Raw genomic sequence first — 26,766 nt, 5'->3', positions numbered from 1 at the left:
CGGCGGCACCGGACCGCGACGGCTGGAGCGCCTCACGATCGCAGGGCAATCGCGAAGCTCTCCAAATCTTTGATTTTGCCGTATTTTCTGCGACGAACCGGTGTCCGCTTCGTCGGACAATGCTCTGGTGGCCCGCCATGCGGGGATGGCGGGCCGCGGCTTTGCGTTGCCGGGCCTCAGGCGAAGCGTTGCCGGGCCTCAGGCGAAGCGGCGGCCGTCGGTCGCGTACCGGTCGATGGCCGAGGGCAGCTCGCGCGACAGGCGCGCGAGGATCTCGGCGCGGCTGAGACCGGTCTGGTGGGTGAGGTGATCGAGCGTTAGCGGGCCGATGGCGCGCTCCAGATCCGCCTCGGCGATGTCCCGGTTGGCACCCTGGCTCACCCAGGAATTCGCCGCCTCGCCGTGGCCGCCCTTGGTGAAGTGCTCGACCAGTTCGGACAGCCCGCTGGCGATCAGCCCGCCGACCCCGGCCGAGCCGACGCCGCCGAGCACGCGCTCCAAGCCGCTCGGCATCGCGTTGCCGGGCATCAGGCTGCCCGGCGTCGCCGCGCCCGTCACGGGGGAGGTCCGGGCGATCGGCGGCACGACCGTGCCGTGGGCGTCCCGGGCGGGGTTGCCGAGCCACTCGGCGATCTTGTCCCGGTTCTGGTAGCCCGCCACCGCGAGCAGTCCCAGCAGGGCGGTCATCGAGGGATATCCGTTGCTCATGTCGTGTCCTCTCCGTGTGAACCGTTCAGGGTGAAGCGGTGCGTTGGGGCAGGTGACTGCTTCCCGCATCGGCGCGGGAAACGGACGTAACCTCACCGATGGTGTTCGCGACCCGATCTTCGGTCTGCCGACGATCCCTGGTCCGTCGAAGACTTGAGACTGTCGACGAGCCGGCCAGACCGCTGTCTCTCGCGATCCCGGCCTGTCCCGTCGGAAGAGCGTGTTCGGGCGGTCGCCGACGCGTGGCGTCAGCCGCGCTCCCGCTCCGGCGATCCGGATCGCCCCGCCTTCGGCGAGGTCGATTCCTGCTTCTGGCGCCGTCCCTCGGCCTCGATCCGGACATCCCCGGTGAGCTTGCCCAGAGCCTCCTTGACCGAACCCTTGAGATGATCGGCGGCCGTCGAATTCCGGTCTTCGGTCATGGGTTCTCCTCTGCGATCAGTAAATCCATAACCGTATGGGAGATGATACCCCGCCAATAGCATTCAATGATCGGTTTATACTAGTAGTGCGGACGGCATATTTGGCCGAGATGACGATCGGGCCCGCCACTCTCGCAGTCGGTCCGGAACTGCGGTCGCCCGCCGTGCTCCGGGTCGACCGAGTACGTCGGCCATTGACGCAGCGTTAAGACGAGCGATCGCCGCGCAATTCGCCCTCTCGTCTCGTCGCTGCCCTACCGGCAGTGATCCACAAACAAGTCGCGCACCAGCGGGTTCCGAAAATTTATGGCGCCGGTCTGGTATGACCGTATCATTGACAGGGGGGCGCTCGACCGAAGACGGGCGTTCAGCCCGTCCATCGGACCGATCCGGGATTGCCCCTGATCGGTGGGGAATGCCCGATCCCGGTCGACCGGCACCGTCAGAAGGTGGGCTTGGAACCGCCGACGACGATGCGGTGCCCCGGCGACCGAGATCTCGCCGAAGGCCAGGGGCTCTCCGCCGGCCCGCGCGCAGACGATGTCGGTCAACCGTCGGCTCACGGTCGCGCCCGCCCGGCCCGGACGACCCCGTCCAGGGTCGAGGCGAGGACCACCCCGATGAGCGCCACCGCGACGAACACCGCCAGCAGGGCCGAGCCGACGGCCTCCTGTCCGAACACGTGGTCGTTGAGGAGGCCGACCAGCACCGGCCCCAGGCCGAGCGCGACCAACGTCACCCCGGCGATGAACATCGCACTCACGAACCCGCGCATGGAGGCGGGCGTCAGGAACTGCAGGCCGGCCAGTGCCGCCGGGCTCGTCAGGCCGAGCGCCGCCGCCAGGGCGGCGAAGCCGGCGAGGGAGAGCCGGAGGTCGTCGGACAGGGTCATCACCGCGGTGCAGGGCGGCACGAGGAGCAGGCCGGCGGCGAGCGTCCGCCCGGCGCCGGCCCGTCTGCCGGCAGCGCGCCCGCGGTCGATGAGGCGGCCGCCCGCGAGATGGCCGAGCGGTGCGACGAAGAGCACGAGCAATCCGAGATGCACGCCGCTCTCGGCCGGCGTCAGGCCGTGCGCGCGCACGTAGAAGATCGGCGCCCAGGCGGCGAGCGTCTGCGTGACGAGGACCGCGCAGGCCGCGGCCCCGAAGAGCACGAGATAGGGCCTGCGACGACGGCGGATCCAGGCCCAGGCCCGGCCGCTCCTGCTCCGCGCCGCGCTCCCTCGGGCCGGCGGTGCGGCGATGCGCAGGGCGGCCGCGACGGCGAGGATGTTGGGCAGGCAGGCGAGGACGAGGAGGGCGCGCCACGGCGGCAGGTGGCCGAGGCCCGGCAGGTACAGGCCCCCGGCGGCGGTCAGCAACGCCAGGACGCCTCCGCCGGCGAGCAGCGCGAGGCTGCGCCCCAGGCTCGCGCTGGCCGTCAGCCAGGACACGCCGCGTCCGAGGCGGCCGGGCGGCAGGCGGTAGGCCAGCAGCGACAGCGCGGCGGGCGCGACGGCCGCCTGCCCGAGCCCGAGCAGCATGCGCGCCAGCACCAGCACCAGGAACGACTCCCCGAGCCCACATATGATGGCGGCCGCGCTCCACACGACGATGCCCGTGGCGAGCATCGCGGGCTGACGCCCGCGATCGGCGGCCCGCCCCCAGACCGGCAGGCTCAGGGCGTGCAGCAGGACGAACGCCGAGCCCTGGAGGATTCCGAGCTGCGCATCGGTCAGGCCGAGATCGAGCTTGAGCGGGTGCGCCACCACGGTGAGAAGGAACCGCTCGCAGAAGGCGAGCAGCTGGATGCCGGCGAGCAGGAGCGTGAGGGAGACGGAGCCGGACCGTTCAGGCCCGGAGCCGGACGGCGTCATCATGGGTACGGGCGGAAAGGGTTGCCATGACGGGAACCACGTCAGCGTCGTCGCGACCGATGCAAGGAAAATGAACGCGCCGTGGATTTGATCGACGGAGCCCAGCGCGGCCGGCACGTGCTCCCGCGCGAGCGGTACCGTGTCGAGGTGCGCACCTTCCCTGCGCGATCGATGCGGATGGGGCGTATCCCCGATCGAGATCTCGCCCGGCTCCGGCCGACGCTCCGCCCCGGCCACGAATTCGCCGGCCAGCAGACTGTGCAAGGCAAAATGGCCGAAGCCGTCCCGTCGCGCGCCGGACGCACGGGGCGCTCGGGCCACAGGACGGCGTAGCCCTCCTCGACCCTGACCAGCACCTCCAGCGCGCCTCTCGGATGCCCAACCACCCGCGGACCGCGGCGATGCCGAGCACGTCCACGAGGTCTACGGGAATGGCCTTACGAAACCACCAACGCTCGCCGCGCCTGACGACGTACAGGGGCACACCGAGCCGGAGCCTGGACCGGGGTCCGGGCTGTGACGGGCATCGTGCCGCCCAGACTCTGCCGCTTGGCAGAAATCTCAATGATTTCAATGTCTTATAATGGCGGAGACGGAGGGATTCGAACCCTCGAAGCCCCTTTCGGGGCTTGCTCATTTAGCAAACGAGTGCCTTCAGCCGCTCGGCCACGTCTCCTGTGGGTCAACGCTCTAGGGAATCGGCGGGGCGCGGTCAACCGGTTTCGTCGTGATCGAGGGCGGGGCGCGCAGCCCGTCCCGTGCCGGTCGGCGACGGCCTCCCCGGTGTCGTCCCGCTCGGCGCGGGCGGCGCCTTGGCAGCCGATCGTTAACCCTACCGGTCCTACATCTCCGGCCTGTCCGGCAGACGGGAGGGTGAGGCGTGAACGCACTGGTGCCGAAGGAACTCGCCGCGAAGCTGAGCGCCCTGCCGCGCCGCCCCTGCGCGCTGGGCGAGGCCGGGCACGAGCCGCACAAGCCCGTCTTCGCCGAGATCCTCGACCGCTCCGGACACGGCACCGGTCATTTCGTCCGCTTGCCGCAGAGCATGGTGGAGATGATCACCCGCGAGGCGAGAGGCCCCGAGACGGTGCGCGCGCCTGAGGCGGCGCCGGAGCCCGCGGACGACATCGCCGCCGAAGGCCCGGCCGAGAGACCCGCCAAACCGCGCCGGAAGTCCGCCGGTACGCCCAGGCGCTCGGCCCGCGGCGGGGCCTGAGCCCGCCGCACCGAGCGGCCTAGGCCCGTCGCGATAGCCCGGCAGCCGATGGACCGCCGAGGCGGTCTGGCGGCCTGCTCTCGTCGCCCGTCATTCGTCGGAGCGTCTTCGCGAGAGATTGTGTGAGCGGTCGAGGCTGTGCGCCGCCTTCCGCCGCGACTTGGCGCGCCCGGCGTGCGTTCCGATGCGCGACGCGCAAGGTGAGCCGGGCGACGAAACCTGTCCCCGGCGACGGCGCTTCGTGCGGGTTGGTCGATCGCGATCCGGATCGACCCCGTTCCAGCTCTGCGGCGCGAACGATGGCTCGGCGCGGCCGCCGCGGCGTGCTGGACCCCGCCGGCGGCGGACCGGCGCGGCCCTCATTCCCGCCGCGCCCGGCATTCCGCAGAGATCCGAGATAGGAATCATATCACATCATTCCCGGCCTTCGCGACCTCGTGCGAAAGCTCGGCCGCGTAGGCAGCCGGGTGCGTCGCAGCGCTTCATTTCTGTTCATTTCTACGACGACACCAACCACGGACCCGCCGCGTGCGGCGAAGACTGTCGATGATATCATGATAACGGTTAGATCTAGGCGTGGAAATATAAATCAATCTTAGGCGAACACACTGGATTAGGTCGATTTATATATTGGTCTATACGATCGAAGACTCAGATTGCGTCAACCAAATCAGATCTGTGCTTCCGGAAATTCCTGATTGCGTCGAATTTTACGGATTTCGGCTTGGACTTCGAAACACCTCGGAGCCGATGCTCGCCTCCAGCACAGGAGAGCAAGATGCAAGTTTCGGCGACAGGAAGCACAGTTCACGCATCGACCAACCGCCCGCAGGGCGTGGCTGCGACTGGTAAGGCCAAGCCTGATCTTCTGTCTCGCTTCGAACTCGCCAGCCAGATATTGGGACTTGCGTCGTCGCGCGCCGTCTCGTCGGGGGATCGCGAGGTTGCCGCGGGCCGGACCGGTTCGTCCAGGGCCGTCCCGGTCGATGCGAGCGGGCGGACGGCCGCGAAGGCTGCCGGCAGAACGGTGGCGGCCGTGCTGGACGGGCTCGATGCCGCCGCGCTCCGCGTTCTTCCGCTCAAGCCCGGGCAGGTGGTGCGGGACCTGGTGCACGGGGCCGCGTCCGGCGACGTGCAGCGGGCGGTCCAGAGCTACGCCGCCGATACGGTACGGGCGGGGACGAGCGCCGTCGCGACCGCTGCCGTCCCCATGGGCACGCTGCCGCGGACAATCTCCGACGCGCCGCCCGCGCTCGGCGTTCCCGACCTCGCGCCGACGGCGGATGCCGACGGGAAGCCCCGGCCGCAGGGCCCGGGCGAGGTCGCGGTGACGGGCCCCGGCCAGGCGGAGCGGGGCAAGGCGAAGCGGAGCGAGATGAAGCGCGGCAAGGTGGAACACGGCCCGGTAGGACGCGACAGGGCCGAACACCCACACCCACACAAACACCCGCATTCCGGCCAGGCCGGCCCGGCGCATCCCGCGGGACCTCACGGAGCCGGCCACCGGGACGCGCAGGGGCCGGGGACGCCCGAGGGCAAGGCCGCGCACGATGCCCGCGACGGCACGCTGCCGGCCGCTCCGGGCGGGGCGACCGCCGCCACGAAGCCGGCGCCCGACGCGAAGCCCGATCCCCGCGCCGTCGCGGCTCAGCCGTGGAAGGATGCGTCGGTGGCCAAGCCCGCCACGGAGTCCAAGCCCGCCGTCGAAGCAAAGCCCGCGACGGATACCAAGCCCGCCCTCCGCGCCGAGGCCGCTCCTCCCGCCAAGGCCGCCCGGCCGGCGCCGCAGGCGGCAAAGGCTGCGCCGGAGACATCCGCCCCGGAGAAGACCGGCACGGAGAAGACTGCGTCGGAGAGAACGGCACCGGCGAAGCCGGCGGCGGTGAGCGCCGCGGTGAAGAGCTACAAGGGGCAGTGAGCGGGCGCTACCGTGAGCGGGCGCTACCGTCCGCCGCGCCCGCCCTCTGGCCCACCCAGGCTCCAGCGCTCCCGCAGGGCCTCGGCCACGAAGGCGAGCACCGTCGCGGAGGTGCGCACCACGCGGCTCATCGTCAGGATGCCGTGGGTCTGGTCGGAGAGATGCAGCGCCGTGACCGGCACGCCCTCGCGCTCGAGACGGTGGGCGTAGAGGCGGCCCTCCTCGCAGAGCGGGTCGTGGCCGCAGGTCAGCACCAGGGCGGGCGCCGTGCCGGCAAGGCTCGCGGCGCGGGCCGGGGAGGCGCGCCAGTCGGTGCGGTCGCGCGGGTCGGGGGCGTAGTGGTCGACGAAGTAGCGCATCGTGCCGGCGGTCAGGGGCTGGCCCTCGGTGATGCGCTCGAAGCCCTCGCTGGTCAGGCCGAGATCGACGGACGGATAGAGCAGCACCTGCATCGCCGTCCGCGGCAGGATGCCGTCGCGGCCCATCAGGGCGAGCACCGCCGCGAGATTGCCGCCGGCGCTGTCGCCGCCGACCGCGAGACGGTCGGGATCGACGCCCAATCCCTCCGCCCGCTCGGCCACGAAGGTCAGAGCCGCCGCCGCATCCTCGACCGCGGCCGGGAACGGATGCTCGGGGGCCAGCCGATAATCGACCGCGATCACGCAGGCCTGCGTCAGGTTGGCGAGGCGCCGGCAGACCCAGTCGTGCGATTCGATGTTGCCGAGCACCCAGCCGCCGCCATGCAGGTAGAGGAGGCAGGGTAGGGGCGTGCCCGGCACCGTGCTCTCGCCGCGATAGAGCCGCAGCGGCACCGGCCCGGCGGGGGAGGGGGCGGCGAGATCGCGGATCTCGGCGACCGGGTCCGGCGGCGGCTGAAGGGCGCGGCGCCCGGCCAGGTAGCCGCGCCGTGCCGCCTCGGGCGGCAGCGCCTCGAGGGGTTGCGCGTTGGCGGCGCGCAGCATCGCCAGCAGGGCCTGGACGTCGGGGTGGAGGGCGGGCATGGGCGGCTCGAGCGAGGTCTCGGGACGGAGAGCCTTAGCAGGTCTCCGCCGGTCTGGTTCTGGCTGTCCGGGGTCTGGCTCGCACGCCTTAGGCGGTCGGCCAGGCGAAGAAGCCGCGGCCCTCCGATTCGAGGTGGCGGTTCAGCACCATGCGGTGGACCTCGTCGGCGCCGTCGACCAGGCGGGCTTGGCGGGCGTAGCGGTAGATCCACTCCAGCACCGTGTCCTTGGAATAGCCGCGGGCGCCGTTGATCTGGATGCCGATATCCGCCGCCCGGTGCAGGGTGTTGGCGACGTGGACCTTCGCCATCGAGACTTCTTTCCGGGCGAAGCGGCCCTGGTCGAGCTCCCAGGCGGCGCGCATCACCAGGAGGCGGCCGATCTCGATGTCCATGGCGAGGCCGCCGAGCATCAGCTGCACGCTCTCGCGGTCGGCGAGCCGGACGCCGAAGCCCTCGCGCTTCACCGCATACTCCTGCGCGATCTCGACGCAGCGGCCGGCGAGCCCGAGCCAGCGCATGCAGTGGGTGAGGCGGGCCGGGCCGAGACGGACCTGCGTCACCTTCAGGCCCTTGCCCTCGCCGCCGAGAACGTCCTCGGGCTTGATCGTGAGCCCGTCGAAGGCGAGCTCGCAATGGCCGCCATGCTCCTCCGGTCCCATGATCGGGATGCGGCGAACGATCTCCCAGCCCGGCTGATCGCGATGGAACAGGAAGGCGGTGAGCCCGTAGCGCGGATCGTCCGAGGTGCGGGCGATCAGGATGAAGTGGGCCGCGTCCTCGGCGCCGGTGATGTACCACTTGCGGCCCGAGATCCGCCAGGAGCCGTCGGGCTGGCGCTCGGCGCGGGTCCGGATCATCGACGGGTCGGAGCCGCCGCCGGGATGCGGCTCGGTCATCGCGAAGGCCGAGCGCACCGCACCCGACACGATCGGCTCCAGCCAGCGCGCCTTCTGCTCCGGCGTGCCCAGCGCCTCCAGCACCATCATGTTGCCGTCGTCGGGGGCGGCGGAGTTGAACACGACGGGCCCGAAGATCGAGCGGTTCATCTCGGTGTAGCAGGCCGCCATCCCGACCTTGTCGAGGCCCTGGCCGCCGGTCTCGGGCTTGAGCTGCAGGCACCACAGGCCGGCCGCCTTCGCCTTGGCGCGCAACGCGGAAAGCGCCTCGGGACCGATATTCTCGTGCTCGTCCCAGGTGGTGCGGTCGGCCTCGACGGGCAGGATCTCGGTCTCGACGAAGGCCGCGATGCGGGCGCGGAACTCCTCGATGCGCGGGGAGAGCGTGAAGTCCATGACCGAATCCTCCGGGCGGTGGAATTATAATTCCAAACGCTTGCGCCACCCGGAGCCCGCGGTCAAGCGCGGACCGGTCGTCGCGTCGCCGCGCCCGCCCGCCGCGCTCACTTGCCCTTTGGCGGCCCGGTCGGGACCAAGAGTGCGATGCGATAGGCGCCGGCCTCGCGGCCGATCAGGAACACGCTGGTGGGGGCGGCGTCGCCCTCGACCGGCGGTTCGTCGAACACCACCCGCAGCCGGTCGGTGATCGGCATGTTGGCCTTGAGGGTGCCGCGGGCGGTGGCCTCGGCGAGGCCGTCCTCCGGCATCGGCTCCAGGGACGCCGCCTTGATCGGCCGGCCGAAGCCGGAGCGGATCTGGTACAGCGTCAGGCGCTTGCGCTGCGCCCGGGTGCCGGTCCAGTTCACCAGCCGCTCGAAGGCGGCGACGTCGTGGTCGCGGATGGCCTGCGTCACGTAGGCGACGAGGGCGTCGGGTTGCGAGGGCAAGGGTGCCGCGCTGGCGGCGGCCGCACCCTCCTGCGAGCCCGGTTGCGGGCTCTGCGCGCCCGCCGGCCCCGCGAGGAGGCCGGCGAGCGCCAGGGCGGCGAGACGCAGCCCCGGCTTCATCATCGAACGGCTGCCGATCACTCGACGAGGAGTCACTTGGCCGCCGCCTCCTCGCCCATGACCCGGAACACCCAGATCACGCCGCCCTGGGGCAGGACGCTGACCCGGCGCTCCTCGGGGATGAGCGCGTTGATGCCGGTGAGCATGCGCTCGGCATCGACGCCCCAGCCGGCCTGGACCGCGACGTACTGGATCCCGTCGATCATGTAGCTCGACGGCACGCCGGTGACGCCGGAATTCAGCCGCGTCTCCCACAGCACCTTGCCGGTGGTGCCGTCGAGCGCCCGGAACTTGCGGTCGCTGGTGCCGCCGGCGAAGATCAGCCCGCTGCCGGTGGTGAGCAGCGGCCCCCAATTCGCCGAATCCTGGAAGTCGTGCTGCCAGGCCTTCTTGCCGGTCTTCGGATCCCAGGCCTGGATCGCCCCGATGGCGAAGGGCTTCGACTTGTCGACGCCGTCGCGCAGGCGCAGGGAGTTCAGCACCTCGTCGATCGGGATGCCGATATAGAGCTCACCGGGCTTGCGCGTGCCGGCCTGGGCCCCGGCCAGCTCCGAGCACAGGTTGTCGTTGCTGGGGATGTAGAACAGCCCGGTCTTCGGGTTGTAGGCCTCTGGCGGCCAGTCCTTGCCGCCCCACAGGCCGGGGCAGAAGGCGGCGCGGCGGTTGATGCCCGGGATCTTGGACTGGTCGTAAGTGGGACGGCCGGTCTTCGGGTCGAGGGACGAGAAGACGTTCTGGTAGACGAACGGCTTGCCGTCGACGAAGCTCAGCGGCCCGTCCTTGCTGCGCTCCAGCGTCCAGAGGTAGCCGTTGCGGCCGGCATGGATCGCGGCGGGGATCTTCTTGCCGTCGCGCTCGATGTCGATCAGCACCGGCGCCGAGACCTCGTCCCAGTCCCAGGCGTCGTTCCAGTGGTACTGGTGGTGGCCCTTGATCTTGCCGCTGTCGAGATCGAGGGCGACGACGGACGAGGTGTAGAGGTTGTCGCCCGGCCGGGAGTCCGGCGTCCACGGGCCGCCGTTGCCGGTGCCGAAATAGGCGAGGTTGGCGGCCGGATCGTAGCTGCCCTGGATCCAGACCGAGCCGCCGCCGGTCTTCCAGGCGTCGCCCTTCCAGGTATCGGCCGCCGGATCGCCGGGGCCGGCCACCGTGTAGGTCTTCCAGGCCTCGTTACCGGTCTCGGCGTCGAGCGCCGTGATGAAGCCGCGCACGCCGTACTCGCCGCCGGAGACGCCGACCACGACCTTGCCCTTCGCCACCAGCGGCGAGAGCGTCATGTAGTAGCCGTCCTGCCAGGGGGCGACGCACTTCTCCCACTTCACCTTGCCGGTGGCCGCACCCAGCGCGACCACGCAGGAATCGGTGGTGGTCATGTAGACGTTGTCGCCGTAGAGCCCGACGCCGCGATTGGTCGGGTGGAGCTGCGACAGCTCCGGCGGCAGTTCCTTCTGGTAGCGCCACAGGATCTCGCCGGTGCGGGCGTTGATCGCCATCACCTGGGCCTGCGGTGTGGTGACGAACATCACGCCGTTGTTGACGATCGGCGGGGCCTGGTGGCCCTCGCTCACGCCGGTCGACAGGCTCCAGGCCGGGACGAGCTTGGTGACGTTCTTCGCGGTGATCTGGTCAAGGGGGGAGTAGCCCCAGCTCTGGTAGTTGCCGCGGTATTGCAGCCAGTTCTCGGGCTCGGGATTGGCGAGGCGCTGGTCGGTGACCGGCTTGTAGTCGACCTTGCCCTCGGCGGCCTGCTTGCTGTCGGCGGACCCGGCCTGGACCGGAGCGGCGGACAGCGCGAGGGCTACCGCACAGGGCGCGACCGCGGCGAGCCAGCCCCTGGCGCGAACGAGACGTGACATGCTGCTCTCCTCAACCAAGGAGCCGGCGCGAGGGCCGGCCCGGCGTTTCCCGAAAACCCTGATGGTTTCGTCGTCCGGATCCGCGTCGTTGCTGCGCGGCTCTCGGTCCCTTGTCGCAAGGCGGCGCGACGGCGCCGCCCTGCATCCTCGCGGACAGCGCGGCAGCGCTGCCGTTTCCGGCGCGGGGCGGCGCGCGAACGCCGTCCCGTTCCGCTCAGGCGGGGCCCGGCCCCGGCTTGGACGTGAAGCCGCCGGCCACCATCAGCGTGCCGCCCTCGCCCTTGGCCAGCGGCAGCACCGGCAGGCGCTTGCGCGCCGGCCCCTTGGCCACCCGGCCGCCTTCGGCGGGCAGGAACTCGGAATGGTGACAGAAGCAGCTCAGGCGCTTCGATTCGTGGTTCCAGCCCGAGATGGTGCAGCCCTGATGGGTGCAGATGGCCGAGAGCGCGAGCACGCCCTCGACCGCGTGGGCGCGCTGGTCCTCGGCGACCTGGTCGGGCGCGACCCGCACCAGGATGATCTTGGCGAAGCGCGAGCCCTCGCGCTTGTTGCCCTGAGCATCGACCGCCACCGCCTCGACGAGGTCGCCGCCGACGGGCAGGCCGTCGAGCGTCACGGGCTGGCCGGCCTTGGCGCCGTCGCCGATCACCAGCCGGTCGCCCTTCTGCGGCAGCAGATCCTCGGGCCCCGCCCAGGCGGTGCCCGCCGCCGCGCAGCAGGCGACGGCCCCCATCACCACGCTGCGCCGGTCGAGTCCGGACTCGGACCTCTGCGCGCGCCGTTCTCCGCGATCCATCGTTCCTCCCGGTGGAATCGTTCTTTGTTCTTATGATTTTCTATATGAGTAGACGAGCGAGCGGTCGCGTCAACCCGCTTCGTGCCGAATCACGGGTTCCTGATGTTGCCTGTGCTTGGTGCGGTGCGAAGAAAAGCTGTGCGATGCAGCGCGAGCGCGCCGATTGGTTCACCGGGAGAGCGCGCGCCGCAGGATCCCGGCGAGCGCGTCCGGCGTGACCGTGACCGGGATCCGGCCGACCGGCACCCCCGCCGGGCCGACGAGGAAGAACTCGACCGGGTGGTCGACGACGCCGTCGTGGCGCCGGATCGGCGCGGCGTAGGCCGCCGCGAGGCCGTCGATGACCGCGACCGGACCGGTCACCGCCACGATGGCGGGGTGGAACGTGTCGAGGTAGGACGCCAGCACGCCCGGGCCGTCGCGCTCCGGATCGGCCGCGATCAGCACCGGCGCCAGCCGGGCGAGGAGGGCCGGCGGCAATTCGTCGAGGGCCTGCGTCACCGTCATCAGGGCGGTCGGGCACAGGTCGGGGCAGCGGGTGTAGCCGAAATAGACCAGGCGCAACCGGCCTGTGAAGCGGGCCTCGTCCACGGCCGTCCCGGTCTGGTCGACGAGACCGCGTCCGGCGGGCCAAGCGAGGGAGCCGGCGGCGGAGGGGTGGGACGCTGCGGCGCCGCACAGCAGGACCGCCAGTGCCAGTCCCCGGCCGAAGCGCCGCAACCGTGACGAGACCGCACCCATCTTCACCCTCACCCTGCTGGACGATGTAAGCGCCTCCACCGCAAATCGCCAACAGAAGTCGGCGATCATCCCCGTATCTCGCAGGCTTTTGACGAACGACAGTGCACCGTTCCGCCACCTATTGGATGATCGACAGCGGCGGCGAGGTTCCCTTAACCTTTCCCGACGGGCGCCGACGCATCGCCGCACATTCGAGCCATCGCCGCAGCCCTCCGTTAAGGGCGAGAGGTTCGTATGTCCCCATCAGCGAACGGGTTGCGGCGAGTGGCGACCATCGCCTCGAGAGGACGTCATGGCTATCATCAAGCAGCTCATCACCTCGGCCGGACCGGTACTGGCCTATATGGGCGTCATGCCGGTGCTGCGGATGGTGCCGTTCCTGCGCCGCGAGCCGCCGGCGCTCCTCGATGGACCGCTGCAGCAGACGGTCGACTTTCCGGCTTTGCAGCCCCCGGCCGACACCTACCTGCCGGCCTTCTCGACGATCCTGTCGGGCAACCCGGCCCAGACCGCGACCTACCTCTACCGCAGCGCCGACGGCCAGTTCGCCGCCGGCATCTGGACCTGCCGGGTCGGCAAGTTCCGCATCGACTTCGACCGCGACGAGTTCATCCAGATCCTCGAAGGCGTGGTGACCGTCACCGATGCCGAGGGCGGCTCGCGCACCTACCGGGCCGGCGATGCCTTCGTCACGCCGAAGGGCTTTTCGGGCACCTGGGACGTGATCGAGCCGATCAAGAAGCACTTCACCTGGTACGGGGCGGCGGAGGAGGGGGTCTGCTCCGCGTTCTAGGCGAGGCGGGCAAGTCAGTCGCGCGACAATCCTGACACCCTTCGCGTCATCCCGGGGCTCGACGAAGTCGAGAACCCGGGATCCATAACCGCCGACGCTTCAGGATAGAGCGACCAGCGTTCCGTCTCATCCTGCGTCGTCGGCGGTTATGGATCCCGGGTTCCGCTGCGCGGCCCCGGGATGACGTCGAAGGTGTGATACCGGCGCGAGCCTCCGGACAACCGCCCGACCCGACCCCTACAGATCGAAATTCGTCGGCAGCATCACGACGTCGCGGATGGTCATGCCGCGCGGGCGCGTCAGCATGAACATCACCACGTTCGCCACCTCCGCGGGCTCGAGCAGGCTGCCGGAGGCGCGGGCCTCCGCCAGCTTCTCGGCCGGCCAGTCGGCGAGCAAGGCCGTGACGACGGGGCCGGGCGAGATCGCGCCGACGCGGATCCCGTGCTTGAACACCTGCCGCCGCACCGTCTGGACGAAGCAGTTGATCGCCCATTTCGACGAGGCGTAGACCGGTTCCCACGGCGTCGGGTAATGCGCGGCGAGCGAGCTCGTCACGATGATGTCGCCCACGCCCCGCTCGATCATGTGCGGCAGCACGTCGTGGACGTTCTTCATCACGACGTTGACGTTGAGGGTGAGCATCCGGTCGATCGCCGCCGATTCGGCCTCGACGAGGTCGCCGCCGACGTAAGTCCCGGCATTGGCGTGCAGGATGTCGAGGCGGCCGGCCGCCGCCAGGATCCGCGGCAGCAGGTCCGCGCAGGCCGCCGGATCGAGGAGGTCGAGGGGCAACGGGATCGCCGCCTCGCCATGCGTCGCACACAGCGTCGTCAGCGCCGCCTCGTCGCGGTCGACCAGCACCACCCGGGCGCCCGCCGCCAGCATCGCCTCGGCGCTGGCGAGGCCGATCCCCGAGGCCGCGCCGGTGACCGCCGCGACCTTGCCGTCGAGTTCCCCCGCCACGGCGCGTCTCCTATCGCAGGGCCAGGGCCGGCACCGCCGGTACCGCCGGCTCGCCTTCGCGCGGCAGGCCCGACTGCCAGACCGTGTTGGCGCGGCCCTTCTCGTAGCCGTCGTCGTAGAGGCGGCGCATGTAGGCGGTATCGAACCCCTGCGAGGCCGGGACCTCGGGGATGCGCCGGTCGATATAGGTCAGGTTGAAGCCCATCCCGTTGCGGCGGGCGAAGGCCTGGGTGCTGGCGAGCGTCGCCCGGGCGCGGGATCGCCCGACGGTCGAGAGCGAGCGCACCGCGATCGGCAGGGTGCCGTTCTGCACCACGTCGAAGCTCGGCTCGATGCGGCCGTTGATGACGACGTAGATGTTGGGCTTCCCGCGGCTCGCGGCGATGCGCCCGTCCTGGGTCAGGAAGGCCTCGGGCAGGGTGAAGACCGGGGTCACCACCGAGCCGTCGACATGCATCTCCTGGAAGGCGCGGTTGCCGGCCTGGGCGTCGATCAGCATCGGCGGGAAGACCGCCGGCACGCTGGCCGAGGCGGTGAGCACGTCGCGGAACAGGGCGGCCGCGTTGGGCTGGCCGCTCGCCGCGATGGCGCCCATGTCCCAGATCACCGCGCGCTGCGAATCGAGGTTGGTGGTGACGACGAGGAGGCGCCGGCCCTTGCGGTGCTCCTCGGCCACCGCCGCCAGCAGGTCGGGCGTGACGTAGCGCCCGACGAGGTCGCGCAGGCGCGCGTCGCCGAACAGCCCGTCGCCGATCAGCACGTTGAGCGGGTTGGGCGAGCGCACCAGGGTCGCGGCCTCGCCGCTGGTGTAGATCTCGCGCAGGTAGCCGTCATAGGCCGGCCCCAGGAATGCGAAGGGGGCGATCAGCGCGCCCGTCGAGACGCCCGACACCATGGTGAAGTTCGGCCGCCGGCCGGTCTCGCTCCAGCCGTTGAGCACGCCGGCGCCGTAGGCCCCGTCGCCGCCGCCGCCCGAGAGGGCGAGGTAGCTGAACGGCTCGCGCGAGGATTTCACCTGGTCGGCGACCGCCGCGAAGCTGCGGGCCGGCCCGTCGGCCCAGAAGCGCACGTCGGGGGCCTGCCCCGGCACCGTGGCGGTAGCGGCCTCGGCGGCCGTGTAGGGGGCGCGCGGCAGCGACGCGCAGGCCGCCGCCTGCGCCCCGATCAGGGCCACCGCGAGGCCGCGCATCCAGGTCGATCGATTGCGCACGATCATCACACCACGAGTTTTGCCAAGGAGTACACGAATCCGCCCCGACCGGGAGTATCCGACGAAGACGGCGAAACGGCAACGCTTATGGCAAAGCTCGAGCGGCGGAACGGTTCCGCCGTCGTCACTCTGCAGGCTTCACTCGGCGGCTTTGGGCCCGCCGGCACGGCGGCCGAAATCCGGCTCGGCGGTCTCCTGGCCCATCGCGACGATGCCGCGGCGGATCGTCCGGGTGCGGGTGAACAGGGCGTGCAGGGCCTCGCCGTCGTCCCAGCGGATGGCGCGGGCGAGCGCCGCCAAGTCCTCGTTGAACCGGCCCAGCATCTCCAGCACCGCCTCCTTGTTGGTGAGGAAGATGTCGCGCCACATCGTCGGGTCGGAGGCGGCGATGCGGGTGAAGTCGCGAAAGCCGCCGGCCGAGAACTTGATCACCTCGGACTGGGTCACGGTCTCCAGGTCGGCGGCGGTGCCGACGATGTTGTAGGCGATGAGGTGCGGCACGTGGCTGGTGATCGCCAGCACGAGGTCGTGGTGGGCCGGGCTCATCGTCTCGACGACCGAGCCGAGGCCCTCCCAGAACGTCCGCACCCGCGCGACCGCCGCCGGGTCCGTGCCCTCCGGCGGGGTCAGGATGCACCAGCGGCCGTGAAAGAGGCTGGCGAAGCCCGCATCCGGCCCCGAATGCTCGGTGCCGGCGACCGGATGGGCGGGCACGAAGCTGACGCCCGCCGGCAGGTGCGGCTCGGCCGCCGCCACCACCGCGGCCTTGACCGACCCGACATCGGACAGGATCGCCCCGGGTGCGAGCGATCCCGCGATCTCGGCGGCCACCGCCCCGATGGCGCCGACCGGCACGCACAGGATGACGAGGTCGGCCCCGGCCACGCCGGAGGCGAGGTCGGTCGTGGCCTCGTCGGCGAGCCCGAGGGCGCGCACCCGCTCGATCACGCCCGCATCGCGGTCGACCGCGACGATCTCGCCCGCGAGCCCCGACGCCCGGGCGCCGCGGGCGATCGAGGAGCCGATCAGCCCGAGGCCGACGAGGGCGAGGCGCCGGAACGCCTCAGCCACGCGCCGCGCCCTTCTGGGGAGCGCCGCCTTGCACGAACTCGGTCAGCGCCGCGATCACGGCCTCGTTGGCCTCGGCGGTGCCGATCGTCATGCGCAACGCGTTCGGCAGGCCGTAGGCGCCGACCCGGCGCAGGATCAGGCCGCGGGCGGTGAGGTAGGCGTCGGCGTCGGCCGCCGAGCGGCCGGCCTCGTCGGGGAAGTGAATCAGCACGAAGTTGCCGACGCTCGGCGTCACGCTGAGTCCGAGCCCTTCGAGCGCCGTCGTGACCTTCGGCAGCCACGCATCGTTGTGGGCCACGGCGTTCGCGATGTGGGCGTCGTCCGCCATCGCGGCGGCGCCGGCGGCGATCGCCGCGGAGCCGAGGTTGAACGGGCCGCGGATGCGGTTGACCGCGTCCACGATCGCGGCCGGCCCCACCATCCAGCCGATGCGGAGCGCGGCGAGCCCGTACACCTTCGAGAAGGTGCGGGTCATCACGACGTTCTCGGACTCGGCCACCAGCTCGAGGCCGGCGGCGTAGTCGTTGCGCCGGACGTACTCGGCATAGGCCGCGTCGAGGACGAGCAGCGTGGTCTTCGGCAGGCCGGCGTGCAGGCGCCGCACCTCGTCGAAGGGCAGGTAGGTGCCGGTCGGGTTGTTGGGATTGGCGAGGTAGACGATGCGAGTCTTGTCCGTCACCGCCGCGAGCAGCGCGTCGACGTCGGTGGTGTGGTCGCGCTCCGGCGCCACCACCGGCGTACCGCCCGCCGCCAGGATGGCGATGCGGTACACGAGGAAGCCGTATTGCGAGTACAGCCCCTCGTCGCCCGGGCCCATATAGGCGTAGGTCAGCAGCGACAGCAGCTCGTCCGAGCCGGCACCGCAGACGATGCGCTCCGGGTCGAGGCCGTATTTCTGCGCGATGGCTTGGCGCAGCTTGGTCGCGGCGCCGTCGGGATAGAGTTCTAGATGCGCCGCACTGTCCTGCGCCGCGGCGATCGCCGCCGGGCTCGGGCCCATCGGCGTCTCGTTCGAGGACAGCTTGTGCAGCTTCACGCCGGCCGGCGCCGCGCTCTTGCCCGGGACATAGGCCTCGATCTCGAGGACACCGGGGCGCGGGACGGGGCGAAGGGCGGCGGCGGACATGAGCGAACCTTGGGGTCGATGTCGAACAACGTCACGCCCTCTAGAGCAAGTCGCGGCCTTTGGGAAACGGCGCGCATCGCGCGGGAGGCCTGCACCCGACACGGCGCCGATTCGCCGGTGCGACCCGGAGGGCCCAGGTAGCGTCGGCTAGCGTCAGCGGGCGCGGGGCGGTACACCGGGGCTTCACGGTCGCCCGTCCCGGCGCGACCCGCACGCCCGCCGGATCATGCAGCCGAGCCTTTCCGTGTCATGCGCCGCCTGATCGTCGAGGAGCCCGTCACCCGGGCGGCGCCCTGGTCCTTACGCCTCGCCTGGCTCTCGCTGGCGGTGGTCGGCCTCGCTCTGCTGCTCGTGCGCGATCCCCGGGCCGAGACCGAGGCGGCGCTCGCGGCCCTTGGCTCCGGGGTCGGTCTCGCGGCCCTGGCGGTGCTGCTCGCCGTCGCGGCCTTCGTGCGGATCTGGCGCGAGGGCGCGCGCGGCCTCGGCGTCGCGGTCGGCGGCCTGCTGCTCGCGGTCCTGGTCCTGGCCTATCCGGCCACCATGGCGGTCCGCGGCGTGATGCTGCCGCCGCTCACCGACGTCTCGACCGACATCGAGAATCCGCCGGCCTTCTCGCGCTCCCGCGCCGCCTGGGAGGCGCGGGGCGGACGATTGCCGCGCGATTCCAACCCCGCCGCCCGGGCGCTGCAGCGCGAGGCCTATCCGCAGATCGCCCCGCTGACCCTCGATCTCGGCCCCGACGAGGCCTTCGCCCTCGCCCTGAAGGCCGCGCAGAACCGCAAGTGGCAGGTGGTCGAATCCTACAAGCCCGGCGGCCGGGCCGGGAACGGCCGCATCGAGGCGGTGGTGCGCTCGCGCCTGCTCGGCCTGCCCTACGACGTCACGGTGCGGCTCCATCCCCGCGCCGACGGCACCCGCATCGACGTGCGCGCCGCCACCCGCTTCGGCGACCGCGATTTCGGCCAGAACGCGGATCACATCCGGGCGTATCTGGACGAGATCGGGAATCTGGCGCTGGCGGTGAAGTAGGCGGGAGGTTTTCGGAGCCTCGTTTGCGTCATTGAAGCGCGCGATCAACCCTCCCCCCTCTGCGGGGGAGGGTGGCCCCTGCGTCAGCAGGGGTCGGGAGAGGGGCAGCGCGACGCTGATCCAGGTGGTGCCTCCCACAACGGTTCAGTCTCTTCCGGAAGCGTGGTTCCCCTCTCCCGCCCGGCTCCGCCGGGCACCCTCCCCCGCAGAGGGGGAGGGGAAACCCGTGCCCGATCATCGGGCCCTCACCCCGGCCGATACTCGGCATCCAACGCCGGCAACCCGTCCGTCGTCACCCGCCCGCGCTCCACCAGATCCTCCAGATGGGCGAAGACCGAGAGCGCCGCGGCCGGGCGCAGCTTCGGGTCGAGGCCGGAATAGAGCGCGGCGACGAGGCCCGGGATCGTGCGCTCGCCGGTGGCCAGCCGCTCCAGGATGCCGGTCTCGCGGGCGCGGCGGTGGCTGAGGAGACCGCGCACGAAGCGCTGCGGGTCGCGCACCGGGCCGCCATGGCCGGGCCAGTACACGCTCTCGGACCGGCCCCGCAGCTTGTCGAGGGAAGCCATGTAGGCGCCCATCGACCCGTCCGGCGGCGCCACGATGCTGGTCGACCAGGCCATGACGTGGTCGCCCGAGAACAGCGCATTCTCCTCGGAGAGCGAGAAGGCGAGGTGGTTCATGGTGTGGCCGGGGGTGGCGAGCGCCGCCAGGGTCCAGCCCGGGCCGGAGACGGCGTCGCCCTCGGCGAGCTCGCGGTCCGGCCGGTGGTCGGCATCGCCCGCGGCGTCGAGCCGGCCCTGCTCGGCCCCGCGCACCGCGCGGGCCGGCCGGTGCGGGCCGCAGCCGACGATGGGCGCGCCGGTGGCCATCGCGAGGGGTCGGGCGCCGGGCGAGTGGTCGCGATGGGTGTGGGTAACGAGGATCGCCTCGACCGTTTCGCCGTCGAGGGCGGCCAGCAGCGCCGCCCGGTGCTCCGGATGGTCCGGGCCGGGATCGATCACCGCCACGCGGCCGTGCCCGACGAGATAGGTGCAGGTGCCGCTCTGGGTGAAGGGCCCGGCATTCGGGCAGACCAGCCGCCGGATCAGCGGCGACACCGCCTCGACCCGGCCGCTCGCCGGGGCCTCGCGCAGGAAGGACGGCGCCGCGTCGGGCGCCTCGGATTCGCTCATTGGACGGCCTCCCGCGGCGTCGACGACGCGTCCGGGTTAGCGGCCGTGCTCCCCCCTGTCGAGGGGCGGAGCCCCGCGCATCATGTAGCCATCCACGCCCAGGCCAGCAGGCCTGCGAAGAACAGGCCGGAACTCACGAAGACGGCCGCGACTTCGCGGTAGGGCAACAGACGATTCTCGAGCGCGGGCGACATGGCGGGAGACTTGGCGGACGGCGATGCGGGGAGGGCGCCGGGCAGGGGCCTCGGCGCATTGAGTTTCGTCACGGGCGCCTGTGAATCGCAAGCGCCGCGAGGGCGCCGTTTCCCGGAAGAGCGCCCCTGTCTCCGGCCCGCAACAGAATCCGGCGGGATGGCTCAGCGGTACGGCGAGGGCGCGACGATCCGGATCGGGGCGGCGCTCGCGTCGCTGACGATCTCGGCGAAGCCCGTGACCCCGGCGGCGTAGCGCAGGCGGCCGAACCCGCCGCCCTTCTCGGCGGCGAGCGAGCGGCGGAACTCCGCCCGCGCCCGCTCCAGGCGGCTCACGTCGAGGGTGCGGTCGAGCTCGCGCCGCTCGCCCGCGGAGAGCATCGCGGCGCGGCGGAAATCGACGAAGCGGGCCTCGCCCGTCCCGCCGCGACCGGCGAAGACCTGGGCCCCCGCCCCGCCCGCCACGGCGTCGCCGGGCCGCAAAGTCGCGTCGCGCAGGAGCAGCCGGGCGTAGCCGCCGGTACCCGGGTTGCACGAGCAGCTCGGCGTCAGGCGGCTCCGGTACGAGAAGGCGGCGGCGAGGCTGCGATAGGGCCTGCCGGCCCGGTTCACCGCCTGGTCGAGCTCCTCGCCGGCCCGCACCGTGTAGAGGGCGGTCTCCGCCCCCGGGCAGGCAGCCGCGCAGGCCTGCTCGTGCGCCGGCGCCGCGTCGCCCTTCTGGAGGTTCGCCAGCGGGAACATGTAGCCGTCGCAGGTGCGCACGCAGACGGTGCGGGCGTGGCTGCCGGCACCGTCGTAGCGGCTCGCCGCGGGGACCGGCTCGCGGGTCTGGCGGACGGAAACGGGTCTCGGCTCGGCGGCCTGCCGGCGCGGCGCCGGATCGCTCCAGCGCGGGCGCTCGACGGCGGCGCTGGCCGGCCGGCTCGTCCAGCGCACCCGCCGATCCTTCAGGGAGGCCTCCGCCCGCGGCGCCCGCGCCGGCAGGCCGAGGCTGCGTGGCACGTCGCCGAGCAGGAAATCGAGCACGCCGGCATCGTCCGCGGCATGCACCAGGGTGGTGCCGGCCCCCACGCCCCCGAGGCCGAGCAGCGCGCCGAGCGCCAGCGTGCGGACCAGGGCGCGCGTCCGGGCGCCACCGGCCACGGTCGGAATCGGGGGGAAGTTCACGGGATGCCTCACCAAAGGTTAATGGCAATTAACAATTCGCCCCGGACTCGCGCAACTGCGGAAAAGCGCTGAGTTAACAATTTCATGACTCGGGCCCGCCGGTCGGGTGATTCGACGTCCGGGCGCCTCGTCCGGATACTCTCCGCCCATCGACTCCGCACACCCGGCAGGCGGGATCGCGAGACCGTTTCGGCTCCCGGCGCGTTGAGGAGGGGAGCGGCGGCCGCGCGCGGACCGCCCGTCACGACGGAGAGACGCGATGGATTCCGACCGAATCGTCGGTGCCGGCCAGGAGCTCGGCGGCAAGGTGCAGCAGCGCGTCGGGGAGTGGACCGGCGATTCCGGCACCCGGGCGCAGGGCCTCGCTGACCAGGCGGCGGGGACGGCCCGCACGATCTACGGCCAGGCCAAGGACGGGGTGAGGGAGGCGGTGCGCGGCCTCGCCGACGCCGCGCCGGGCTCGATCGACCAGGCCCGCGAGACCGGGCGCCACACCTACCGCCGCGCCGACCGGGCGGTGGCCCGCCAGATCGGCGACCATCACCTCGCGGCCCTGCTGCTGGCGGGTGGGATCGGCTACGTCTTCGGCTGGCTGATGCACAACCGGCACTGAAAACCGGCACTGAAACGAGAAGCGCCCGCGGGATCGCCGCGGGCGCCGTCATCGATGGGCAGAATTTGCGACGGCGTCGGGTGCCCCCGCCTCAGACGCCCTCACCCATGGCCGATTGCATCATCCGGTCGCCGGAGAGGTCATCGTCGCCGTAGCCGAGGAGCTCGGCCAGACGGTTGCGGGCACGGTTGACCCGGCTCTTGATCGTGCCGATCGCGACGCCGCAGATGCCCGCCACCTCCTCGTAGGACAGGCCCTCGGCGCCCACCAGGATCAGCGCCTCGCGCTGGTCCGGCGGCAGCTTGGCGAGGCCGGCGCGCAGGTCCTGCACGTCGAGGCGGTGGCCCTGGTCGGGGGCGGTGAACAGGCGCGCGGCGTAGGAGCCGTCCTCGTCCTGCACCTCGCGCATCCGCTTGCGCTGCTCGGAGTAGAAGGCGTTGCGCAGGATGGTGAACAGCCAGGCGTTCAGGTTGGTGCCGGGCTGGAAGCGGTGCTGGTTCTGCCAGGCGCGCAGGATCGTGTCCTGGACGAGGTCGTCGGCCCGCGCCGCGTTGTTGGTGAGCGAGAGCGCGAAGGCGCGCAGCGACGACAGGGCGGCCAGCATCCCCTCGCGGAATTCCGGCTCGACGGCGCGGCCTTGCGCGGCGAGCGCCGCCTCCAGCCGCTCGATCAGCGCGAGGAAGATCTCGGGGGTCGCGGCGGTCTCGAGGGGCGCGTAGGCGGCGCGCAGCTGGTGGCCGAGATGGCGCTGGACGGTCGGGGGCAGGCCGGGCTTGGCTTCGGTGTTGAGGATGGGGTTGTCGGTGGACGCCATGCGACTCTCACGTTCTGAAGCGGGGAGGGCGGGGCGGCGGCACTCTGACGGGCCGCTCGCGACAATACCCCGCCGGGGCTTCCTGGTAGGGGAAGTGGGGCGCGCCGCGCGCCTGTCGATCCGCGCGCATCGCCGCGGGTGGGGGAGGAGCTCAGCAGCGGCGGATCCGGTGCCTCACCACGCCCTCGATCCGCACCCCGTCGCACCACATCGCCGTCTCTCCGTCCCTCGCGCGGCCGCACGGCCGCACGGCGCCCGGGCCGGCGGCCCGGGTCGCGAGGGGCAACGGATTCGTACTGCCCAGGTTCCGTTCTCGAGTTCCCTTCTCGAATTCCCCCGTTCGGATGCCCTGCTTCGTTGTTTCGCCGCACCTGCGTGCTACCAGGTGCGGGCGCCGGGCTGGCTCCGGTACTCGGCCGCACGGATGCGGGTCATCAGGCGGTCGAGTTCGGAGAGCAGCGCGGCTTCCTCGCCTTGCGCCGCGGCCGCGGCGGAGGGGTCGGTGAGGTAGAGGCGTTCCTGCTCGGCCCGGGCGAGGCGCTGCTCCAGTTCCGCCCGCTCGGCGTGGAGGGCCATCAGCTCCCGGCGCATCGGGTCGTCCGACTGGGTGTCATCGGACCTGGGATCGTCAGACCTGGGATCGTCGGGTTTCGGGTCGTCGGGGCGGCCGGTGTCGCGGCTGCCCTGGCTGCGGTTTCGCTCTGTCGTCGTATGAAGGTTGTGCACGACGGCTCGTCCTGTCGGTATGATCGCGGCCCGCGCGGGCCTGCACGCATTGCCCTCCCAACGCATGAGAGGGCCGGACCGTCGCATCCGGCCGGCGTCTGTCATCTCAGCGTCATGCAACCGTCATAGGGCCGGCGTCGCACCGGGCTTATCCCTCGCGCCGCGGCGGACGCCCCGGCAACGATCGGGACACGATCCGGCGCACCAGGGAAGCCGGTCGCGTCCTCACCGGCCGTCGACGCGCAGGGTGCGGGCCAGCGACAGCGCGCCCGCATCGTGCCGGACCGATCCGAACACGGAGAGATACCAGTGAAGCCCTTCTCCTACGCGCTCGCCATCGGGCTCGCGACCGCCCAGATCGCCACCTCGGCGCTCGCCCTCGACATCACCGGCGCCGGCGCCACCTTCCCGTTCCCGGTCTATTCCAAGTGGGCCGAGGCCTACCGCAAGGAGACCGGCAACGGCCTGAACTACCAGTCGATCGGCTCGGGCGGCGGCATCAAGCAGATCCAGGCCAAGACCGTCGATTTCGGCGCCACCGACGCGCCGCTGAAGGGCGCGACCCTCGACAAGGACGGCCTGGTCCAGTTCCCGACCGTGATGGGCGGCGTCGTCCCGGTGGTGAACATCCAGGGCGTCAAGACCGGCGAGGTCAAGCTCACCGGCGAGGTCCTGGCCGAGATCTACCAGGGCAAGATCAAGAAGTGGTCGGACCCGAAGATCGCCAAGCTCAACGAGGGCGTGAAGCTCCCCGACGCGCCGATCACCGCGGTCTACCGGTCGGACGCCTCCGGCACCACCAACATCTTCACCACCTACCTGTCGGACGTGTCGCCGGCCTGGAAGGCCGAGCTCGGCGCCTCGACCACGGTCAGCTGGCCGGCCGGCCAGGGCGGCAAGGGCAACGAGGGCGTCACGGCCGTCGTCAAGCAGGTCCCGAACGCCATTGGCTACGTCGAGTACGCCTACGCCAAGCAGAACAACCTGCCGGTCGCGCTGATCCAGAACAAGGACGGCCAGTTCCCGATGCCGGGCGACGAGGCCTTCCAGGCCGCCGCCGCCAATGCCGACTGGAAGGCTGCTCCCGGCTTCGGCATCTCGCTGACCAACCAGGCCGGCGCCAAGGCGTGGCCGATCACCGCCGCGACCTTCATCCTGGTCCACAAGAACCCGGCCGACGCGGCCCGCACCGCCGAGGTGCTGAAGTTCTTCCGCTGGGCCTACAAGAGCGGCGACAAGCTGGCCTCCGACCTCGACTACGTGCCGCTGCCCGACAAGGTCGTCGGCCAGGTCGAGGACGAGTGGAAGACGATCGTCAAGGACGGCAAGCCCGTCCTCAGCAACTAAACGTGCGGCCCAAGGCCTGACACTCGGGAGGGCGGGTTGCTCCGCCCTCTTCACTCCGCCGGCCCGATCCCGGGCCCGCGCGGCGATTGAGCGATGCCGAGATCCCGCCGCCGGCCGCCGGGTCGCGTCCGACTCGCGTCGATCCGCCGAGCGCGCTAGAGGCCGCTCACTCCAAGGGAAACCCGGATGGTCGCGTTGTCTGAGAACGTCGCTCTCGCGGCGAGGCGTGAAGCCGCCCGCCGCCCCCCCAGCCCCGTGGGCGACCGCATCTTCCGCGCCGCCGCCTTCGCGTCGGCGCTGCTGGTGCTGCTGGTCCTCGCCGGCATCCTCGCCTCGATCGCCTATGGCGGCTGGCCCGCCTTCCAGGCCTTCGGGCCCCACTTCCTCGTCTCCAGCGCCTGGAACGTCGGGCGCGAGGAGTACGGCGCGCTCGTCGCCATCATCGGCACCCTGGTCTCGGCGCTGCTCGCCCTCGTCATCGGCGTGCCGATCTCGCTCGGCATCGCGATCTACCTGACCCAGCTCTGCCCCGGCTGGGCCCGCCGCCCGGTCTCGATGACGATCGAGCTGCTCGCCGCCGTGCCGAGCATCATCTACGGCATGTGGGGCCTGTTCGTCTTCGCGCCGCTCTTCGCGCGCTTCGTGCAGATCCCGGTCTCGAACCTCGTCGAGGGCATGCCGATCGTCGGCACCCTGTTCTACGCCCAGGTGCCGTCCGGCGTCGGCGTGCTCACCGCCGGCATCATCCTGGCGATCATGATCGTGCCGTTCGTGGCCTCGATCACCCGCGATATGCTCGACCAGATCCCGACTGTCCTGCGCGAGAGCGCCTACGGCATCGGCTGCACCACCTGGGAGGTCGTGCGCCACGTCCTGATCCCGCAGGCCTCGGTCTCGATCATCGGGGCGATCATGCTGGGCCTCGGCCGCGCGCTCGGCGAGACGATGGCGGTCACCTTCGTGATCGGCAACGCCAACCGGCTCTCGGCCTCGATCTTCGATCCGGGCTCGACCATCGCCTCGCGCATCGCCAACGAGTTCAACGAGGCCGACGGCCTGCAGCTCAGCTCGCTCATGGCGCTCGGCTGCATCCTGTTCGTCGTCACCTTCATCGTGCTCATCATCGCCCGGCTGCTGGTGCGCCGCGCGAAGGTGGCCTGATCCCCTGAACCCCGCCCAAGGACGCTTCCGATGAACGCCTCCCCCGCCGCGGTCCAGGGCACCGCCCCCGCCCGGCCCGCTCCCCAGGAATGGGGCCGGGTCCGCGCCAGCCGCCGCTCCGCCGACAAGATCCTGATCGTGTCCTGCACCGTCGCGACGGCGCTCGGCGCGATGGTGCTCGGCTCGATCCTCCTGATGCTCATCATCGAGGGCGTGCGCGGCTTCACGCCGACCCTGCTCACGCAAGTGACCCCGGGCCCCGGCTCCGAGGGCGGCGGCATCGCCAACGCGATCCTCGGCAGCCTCGTCATGACGGCGCTCGGCATCGTGGTGGCCACCCCGATCGGCGTGCTCGCCGGCACCTACCTCGCCGAGTACGGACGCACCTCGAAGCTCGCCGACCTGATCCGCTTCCTCAACGACATCCTGCTCTCGGCGCCCTCGATCCTGATCGGCCTGTTCGTCTACACCCTGATGGTGCGGCCGATGGGCGGCTATTCGGGCTGGGCCGGCGGCGTGGCGCTCGCCATCATCGCCACGCCGGTGATCGTGCGCACCACCGAGGACATGCTGCGCCTGGTGCCCGGCACCCTGCGCGAGGCCGGCGTCGCCCTCGGCGCGCCGACCTCGATCGTGATCCGCAGCGTCACCTGGCGGGCGGCGCAATCGGGCATCGTCACCGGCGTCCTGCTGGCGCTGGCCCGCATCGCCGGCGAGACCGCGCCGCTGCTCTTCACCGCGCTCAACAACAATTCCTGGTTCAGCCCGAACCTGATGGGCGGCGTCGCGAACCTGCCGGTGATGATCTACCAGTTCGCCCTCTCGCCCTACGAGAACTGGCGCCAGATGGCCTGGGCCGGCGCGCTCCTCATCACCGTCACCATCCTGGGCCTGTCGATCGTGGCCCGCCTCGTCCTGAGCGGCCCGAAGGGGCGCTGACCGCACACCCTGCTTGGAGACAA

The 26,766-nt window shown here is 71.4% G+C and carries 25 protein-coding genes and 1 tRNA gene; 8 read left to right on the top strand and 18 right to left on the bottom strand.

From position 1 onward, the window contains the following. Positions 1–198: 198 nt before the first annotated feature. From BM430_RS27625 to BM430_RS27605, 4 genes are all read right to left on the bottom strand, one after another. Positions 199–708: a YidB family protein gene (locus tag BM430_RS27625; RefSeq protein ID WP_093570439.1), complete on the bottom strand. Its 510-nt coding sequence runs from the start codon at positions 706–708 to the stop codon at positions 199–201. Between the two features lie 248 nt (positions 709–956). Further along, positions 957–1,130: a CsbD family protein gene (locus BM430_RS27620; RefSeq protein WP_093570438.1), complete on the bottom strand. Its 174-nt coding sequence runs from the start codon at positions 1,128–1,130 to the stop codon at positions 957–959. Between the two features lie 559 nt (positions 1,131–1,689). Further along, positions 1,690–2,988, bottom strand: coding sequence for an MFS transporter (locus BM430_RS27615; protein WP_093570437.1), 1,299 nt, complete (start codon positions 2,986–2,988; stop codon positions 1,690–1,692). 581 nt (positions 2,989–3,569) lie between these two features. Further along, positions 3,570–3,661: transfer RNA gene (locus BM430_RS27605), tRNA-Ser, on the bottom strand. A 204-nt stretch (positions 3,662–3,865) separates the two neighbouring features. On the opposite strand from BM430_RS27605, the gene BM430_RS35375 reads away from it, so the two are divergent. Beyond that, complete coding sequence (locus BM430_RS35375) at positions 3,866–4,201, top strand: hypothetical protein (protein WP_244539685.1); 336 nt, start codon at positions 3,866–3,868, stop codon at positions 4,199–4,201. A 778-nt stretch (positions 4,202–4,979) separates the two neighbouring features. Next, the gene (locus tag BM430_RS27595; RefSeq protein ID WP_143132145.1) at positions 4,980–6,119 is read left to right on the top strand and encodes a hypothetical protein; all 1,140 of its coding nucleotides are present in this window, start codon (positions 4,980–4,982) and stop codon (positions 6,117–6,119) included. A 23-nt stretch (positions 6,120–6,142) separates the two neighbouring features. On the opposite strand, the gene BM430_RS27590 is transcribed toward BM430_RS27595, so the two are convergent. From BM430_RS27590 to BM430_RS27565, 6 genes are all read right to left on the bottom strand, one after another. After that, positions 6,143–7,120, bottom strand: coding sequence for an alpha/beta hydrolase (locus tag BM430_RS27590; protein WP_093570434.1), 978 nt, complete (start codon positions 7,118–7,120; stop codon positions 6,143–6,145). 88 nt (positions 7,121–7,208) lie between these two features. Beyond that, positions 7,209–8,414 (bottom strand): acyl-CoA dehydrogenase family protein, encoded by a 1,206-nt coding sequence (locus BM430_RS27585; protein WP_093570433.1) that lies wholly within the window; start codon positions 8,412–8,414, stop codon positions 7,209–7,211. Between the two features lie 107 nt (positions 8,415–8,521). Beyond that, positions 8,522–9,061: a hypothetical protein gene (locus tag BM430_RS27580; RefSeq protein ID WP_143132144.1), complete on the bottom strand. Its 540-nt coding sequence runs from the start codon at positions 9,059–9,061 to the stop codon at positions 8,522–8,524. Next, on the bottom strand, positions 9,058–10,881 hold the full coding sequence (locus BM430_RS27575) for a PQQ-dependent dehydrogenase, methanol/ethanol family (protein ID WP_093570431.1): 1,824 nt from the start codon (positions 10,879–10,881) through the stop codon (positions 9,058–9,060). Before BM430_RS27575 ends, BM430_RS27580 begins: the two co-directional genes overlap by 4 nt. A 214-nt stretch (positions 10,882–11,095) precedes the next feature. Next, positions 11,096–11,677, bottom strand: a complete 582-nt coding sequence (locus BM430_RS27570) for a QcrA and Rieske domain-containing protein (RefSeq protein ID WP_143132143.1) — start codon at positions 11,675–11,677, stop codon at positions 11,096–11,098. A 168-nt stretch (positions 11,678–11,845) separates the two neighbouring features. After that, the gene (locus tag BM430_RS27565) at positions 11,846–12,418 is read right to left on the bottom strand and encodes an SCO family protein (protein ID WP_177303189.1); all 573 of its coding nucleotides are present in this window, start codon (positions 12,416–12,418) and stop codon (positions 11,846–11,848) included. Positions 12,419–12,710: 292 nt separating this feature from the next. Between BM430_RS27565 and BM430_RS27560 the strand changes: the two genes are divergently transcribed. Next, entirely contained in the window at positions 12,711–13,211 is a 501-nt protein-coding gene (locus tag BM430_RS27560; protein ID WP_093570428.1) for a cupin domain-containing protein, read from the top strand. A gap of 237 nt (positions 13,212–13,448) precedes the next feature. Here the strand turns inward: BM430_RS27560 and BM430_RS27555 are convergent, their stop codons facing one another. The 4 genes from BM430_RS27555 to hisC form a co-directional block, all read right to left on the bottom strand. Beyond that, positions 13,449–14,177 carry an SDR family oxidoreductase gene (locus tag BM430_RS27555; protein WP_093570427.1) on the bottom strand — a complete coding sequence of 243 codons (729 nt, stop codon included), beginning with the start codon at positions 14,175–14,177 and terminating at the stop codon, positions 13,449–13,451. 10 nt (positions 14,178–14,187) lie between these two features. After that, positions 14,188–15,387, bottom strand: coding sequence for a patatin-like phospholipase family protein (locus tag BM430_RS27550; RefSeq protein ID WP_093570455.1), 1,200 nt, complete (start codon positions 15,385–15,387; stop codon positions 14,188–14,190). Between the two features lie 138 nt (positions 15,388–15,525). Further along, entirely contained in the window at positions 15,526–16,458 is a 933-nt protein-coding gene (locus tag BM430_RS27545; RefSeq protein ID WP_093570426.1) for a prephenate/arogenate dehydrogenase family protein, read from the bottom strand. Continuing rightward, positions 16,451–17,584: a histidinol-phosphate transaminase gene (gene hisC / locus BM430_RS27540; protein ID WP_093570425.1), complete on the bottom strand. Its 1,134-nt coding sequence runs from the start codon at positions 17,582–17,584 to the stop codon at positions 16,451–16,453. Before hisC ends, BM430_RS27545 begins: the two co-directional genes overlap by 8 nt. Positions 17,585–17,833: 249 nt before the next feature. Between hisC and BM430_RS27535 the strand changes: the two genes are divergently transcribed. Beyond that, complete coding sequence (locus BM430_RS27535; RefSeq protein ID WP_093570424.1) at positions 17,834–18,613, top strand: DUF1499 domain-containing protein; 780 nt, start codon at positions 17,834–17,836, stop codon at positions 18,611–18,613. Positions 18,614–18,858: 245 nt separating this feature from the next. On the opposite strand, the gene BM430_RS27530 is transcribed toward BM430_RS27535, so the two are convergent. Next, positions 18,859–19,785, bottom strand: coding sequence for an MBL fold metallo-hydrolase (locus tag BM430_RS27530; RefSeq protein WP_093570423.1), 927 nt, complete (start codon positions 19,783–19,785; stop codon positions 18,859–18,861). A gap of 356 nt (positions 19,786–20,141) precedes the next feature. Continuing rightward, positions 20,142–21,143, bottom strand: a complete 1,002-nt coding sequence (locus tag BM430_RS27525) for a DUF2865 domain-containing protein (RefSeq protein ID WP_244539684.1) — start codon at positions 21,141–21,143, stop codon at positions 20,142–20,144. A gap of 259 nt (positions 21,144–21,402) precedes the next feature. Between BM430_RS27525 and BM430_RS27520 the strand changes: the two genes are divergently transcribed. Continuing rightward, complete coding sequence (locus BM430_RS27520; protein WP_093570422.1) at positions 21,403–21,756, top strand: CsbD family protein; 354 nt, start codon at positions 21,403–21,405, stop codon at positions 21,754–21,756. Between the two features lie 91 nt (positions 21,757–21,847). Here BM430_RS27520 and BM430_RS27515 read toward each other — a convergent pair whose 3' ends face one another. Together BM430_RS27515 and BM430_RS27510 are read right to left on the bottom strand one after the other, a co-directional pair. Beyond that, positions 21,848–22,570, bottom strand: a complete 723-nt coding sequence (locus tag BM430_RS27515; protein WP_093570421.1) for a sigma-70 family RNA polymerase sigma factor — start codon at positions 22,568–22,570, stop codon at positions 21,848–21,850. Positions 22,571–22,948: 378 nt separating this feature from the next. Continuing rightward, entirely contained in the window at positions 22,949–23,161 is a 213-nt protein-coding gene (locus tag BM430_RS27510) for a hypothetical protein (protein ID WP_093570420.1), read from the bottom strand. A gap of 444 nt (positions 23,162–23,605) precedes the next feature. On the opposite strand from BM430_RS27510, the gene pstS reads away from it, so the two are divergent. From pstS to pstA, 3 genes are all read left to right on the top strand, one after another. Further along, positions 23,606–24,643 carry a phosphate ABC transporter substrate-binding protein PstS gene (gene pstS / locus BM430_RS27505; RefSeq protein ID WP_093570419.1) on the top strand — a complete coding sequence of 346 codons (1,038 nt, stop codon included), beginning with the start codon at positions 23,606–23,608 and terminating at the stop codon, positions 24,641–24,643. Between the two features lie 186 nt (positions 24,644–24,829). Next, a complete protein-coding gene (gene pstC / locus BM430_RS27500) occupies positions 24,830–25,804 on the top strand; it encodes a phosphate ABC transporter permease subunit PstC (RefSeq protein WP_093570418.1) in 975 nt (324 codons plus the stop codon). Between the two features lie 30 nt (positions 25,805–25,834). Next, positions 25,835–26,743, top strand: a complete 909-nt coding sequence (gene pstA, locus BM430_RS27495) for a phosphate ABC transporter permease PstA (protein ID WP_093570417.1) — start codon at positions 25,835–25,837, stop codon at positions 26,741–26,743. The last annotated feature ends 23 nt before the right edge of the window (positions 26,744–26,766 follow it).

This window comes from Methylobacterium sp. 174MFSha1.1, from assembly GCF_900116815.1.
In the GTDB taxonomy this organism is placed as follows: Bacteria; Pseudomonadota; Alphaproteobacteria; order Rhizobiales; family Beijerinckiaceae; genus Methylobacterium.
This window is presented reverse-complemented; position numbering and strand designations above follow the sequence as displayed.

Excerpts from the sequence above, each read along its gene's own strand:
- BM430_RS27625 (WP_093570439.1), bottom strand. The coding sequence starts at position 708 with ATGAGCAACGGATATCCCTCGATGACCGCCCTGCTGGGACTGCTCGCG.
- BM430_RS27620 (WP_093570438.1), bottom strand. The coding sequence starts at position 1,130 with ATGACCGAAGACCGGAATTCGACGGCCGCCGATCATCTCAAGGGTTCG.
- BM430_RS27615 (WP_093570437.1), bottom strand. The coding sequence starts at position 2,988 with ATGATGACGCCGTCCGGCTCCGGGCCTGAACGGTCCGGCTCCGTCTCC.
- BM430_RS27595 (WP_143132145.1), top strand. The coding sequence starts at position 4,980 with ATGCAAGTTTCGGCGACAGGAAGCACAGTTCACGCATCGACCAACCGC.
- BM430_RS27590 (WP_093570434.1), bottom strand. The coding sequence starts at position 7,120 with ATGCCCGCCCTCCACCCCGACGTCCAGGCCCTGCTGGCGATGCTGCGC.
- BM430_RS27585 (WP_093570433.1), bottom strand. The coding sequence starts at position 8,414 with ATGGACTTCACGCTCTCCCCGCGCATCGAGGAGTTCCGCGCCCGCATC.
- BM430_RS27575 (WP_093570431.1), bottom strand. The coding sequence starts at position 10,881 with ATGTCACGTCTCGTTCGCGCCAGGGGCTGGCTCGCCGCGGTCGCGCCC.
- BM430_RS27570 (WP_143132143.1), bottom strand. The coding sequence starts at position 11,677 with ATGGATCGCGGAGAACGGCGCGCGCAGAGGTCCGAGTCCGGACTCGAC.
- BM430_RS27565 (WP_177303189.1), bottom strand. The coding sequence starts at position 12,418 with ATGGGTGCGGTCTCGTCACGGTTGCGGCGCTTCGGCCGGGGACTGGCA.
- BM430_RS27560 (WP_093570428.1), top strand. The coding sequence starts at position 12,711 with ATGGCTATCATCAAGCAGCTCATCACCTCGGCCGGACCGGTACTGGCC.
- hisC (WP_093570425.1), bottom strand. The coding sequence starts at position 17,584 with ATGTCCGCCGCCGCCCTTCGCCCCGTCCCGCGCCCCGGTGTCCTCGAG.
- BM430_RS27535 (WP_093570424.1), top strand. The coding sequence starts at position 17,834 with ATGCGCCGCCTGATCGTCGAGGAGCCCGTCACCCGGGCGGCGCCCTGG.
- BM430_RS27530 (WP_093570423.1), bottom strand. The coding sequence starts at position 19,785 with ATGAGCGAATCCGAGGCGCCCGACGCGGCGCCGTCCTTCCTGCGCGAG.
- BM430_RS27520 (WP_093570422.1), top strand. The coding sequence starts at position 21,403 with ATGGATTCCGACCGAATCGTCGGTGCCGGCCAGGAGCTCGGCGGCAAG.
- BM430_RS27515 (WP_093570421.1), bottom strand. The coding sequence starts at position 22,570 with ATGGCGTCCACCGACAACCCCATCCTCAACACCGAAGCCAAGCCCGGC.
- BM430_RS27510 (WP_093570420.1), bottom strand. The coding sequence starts at position 23,161 with ATGCGCCGGGAGCTGATGGCCCTCCACGCCGAGCGGGCGGAACTGGAG.
- pstC (WP_093570418.1), top strand. The coding sequence starts at position 24,830 with ATGGTCGCGTTGTCTGAGAACGTCGCTCTCGCGGCGAGGCGTGAAGCC.
- pstA (WP_093570417.1), top strand. The coding sequence starts at position 25,835 with ATGAACGCCTCCCCCGCCGCGGTCCAGGGCACCGCCCCCGCCCGGCCC.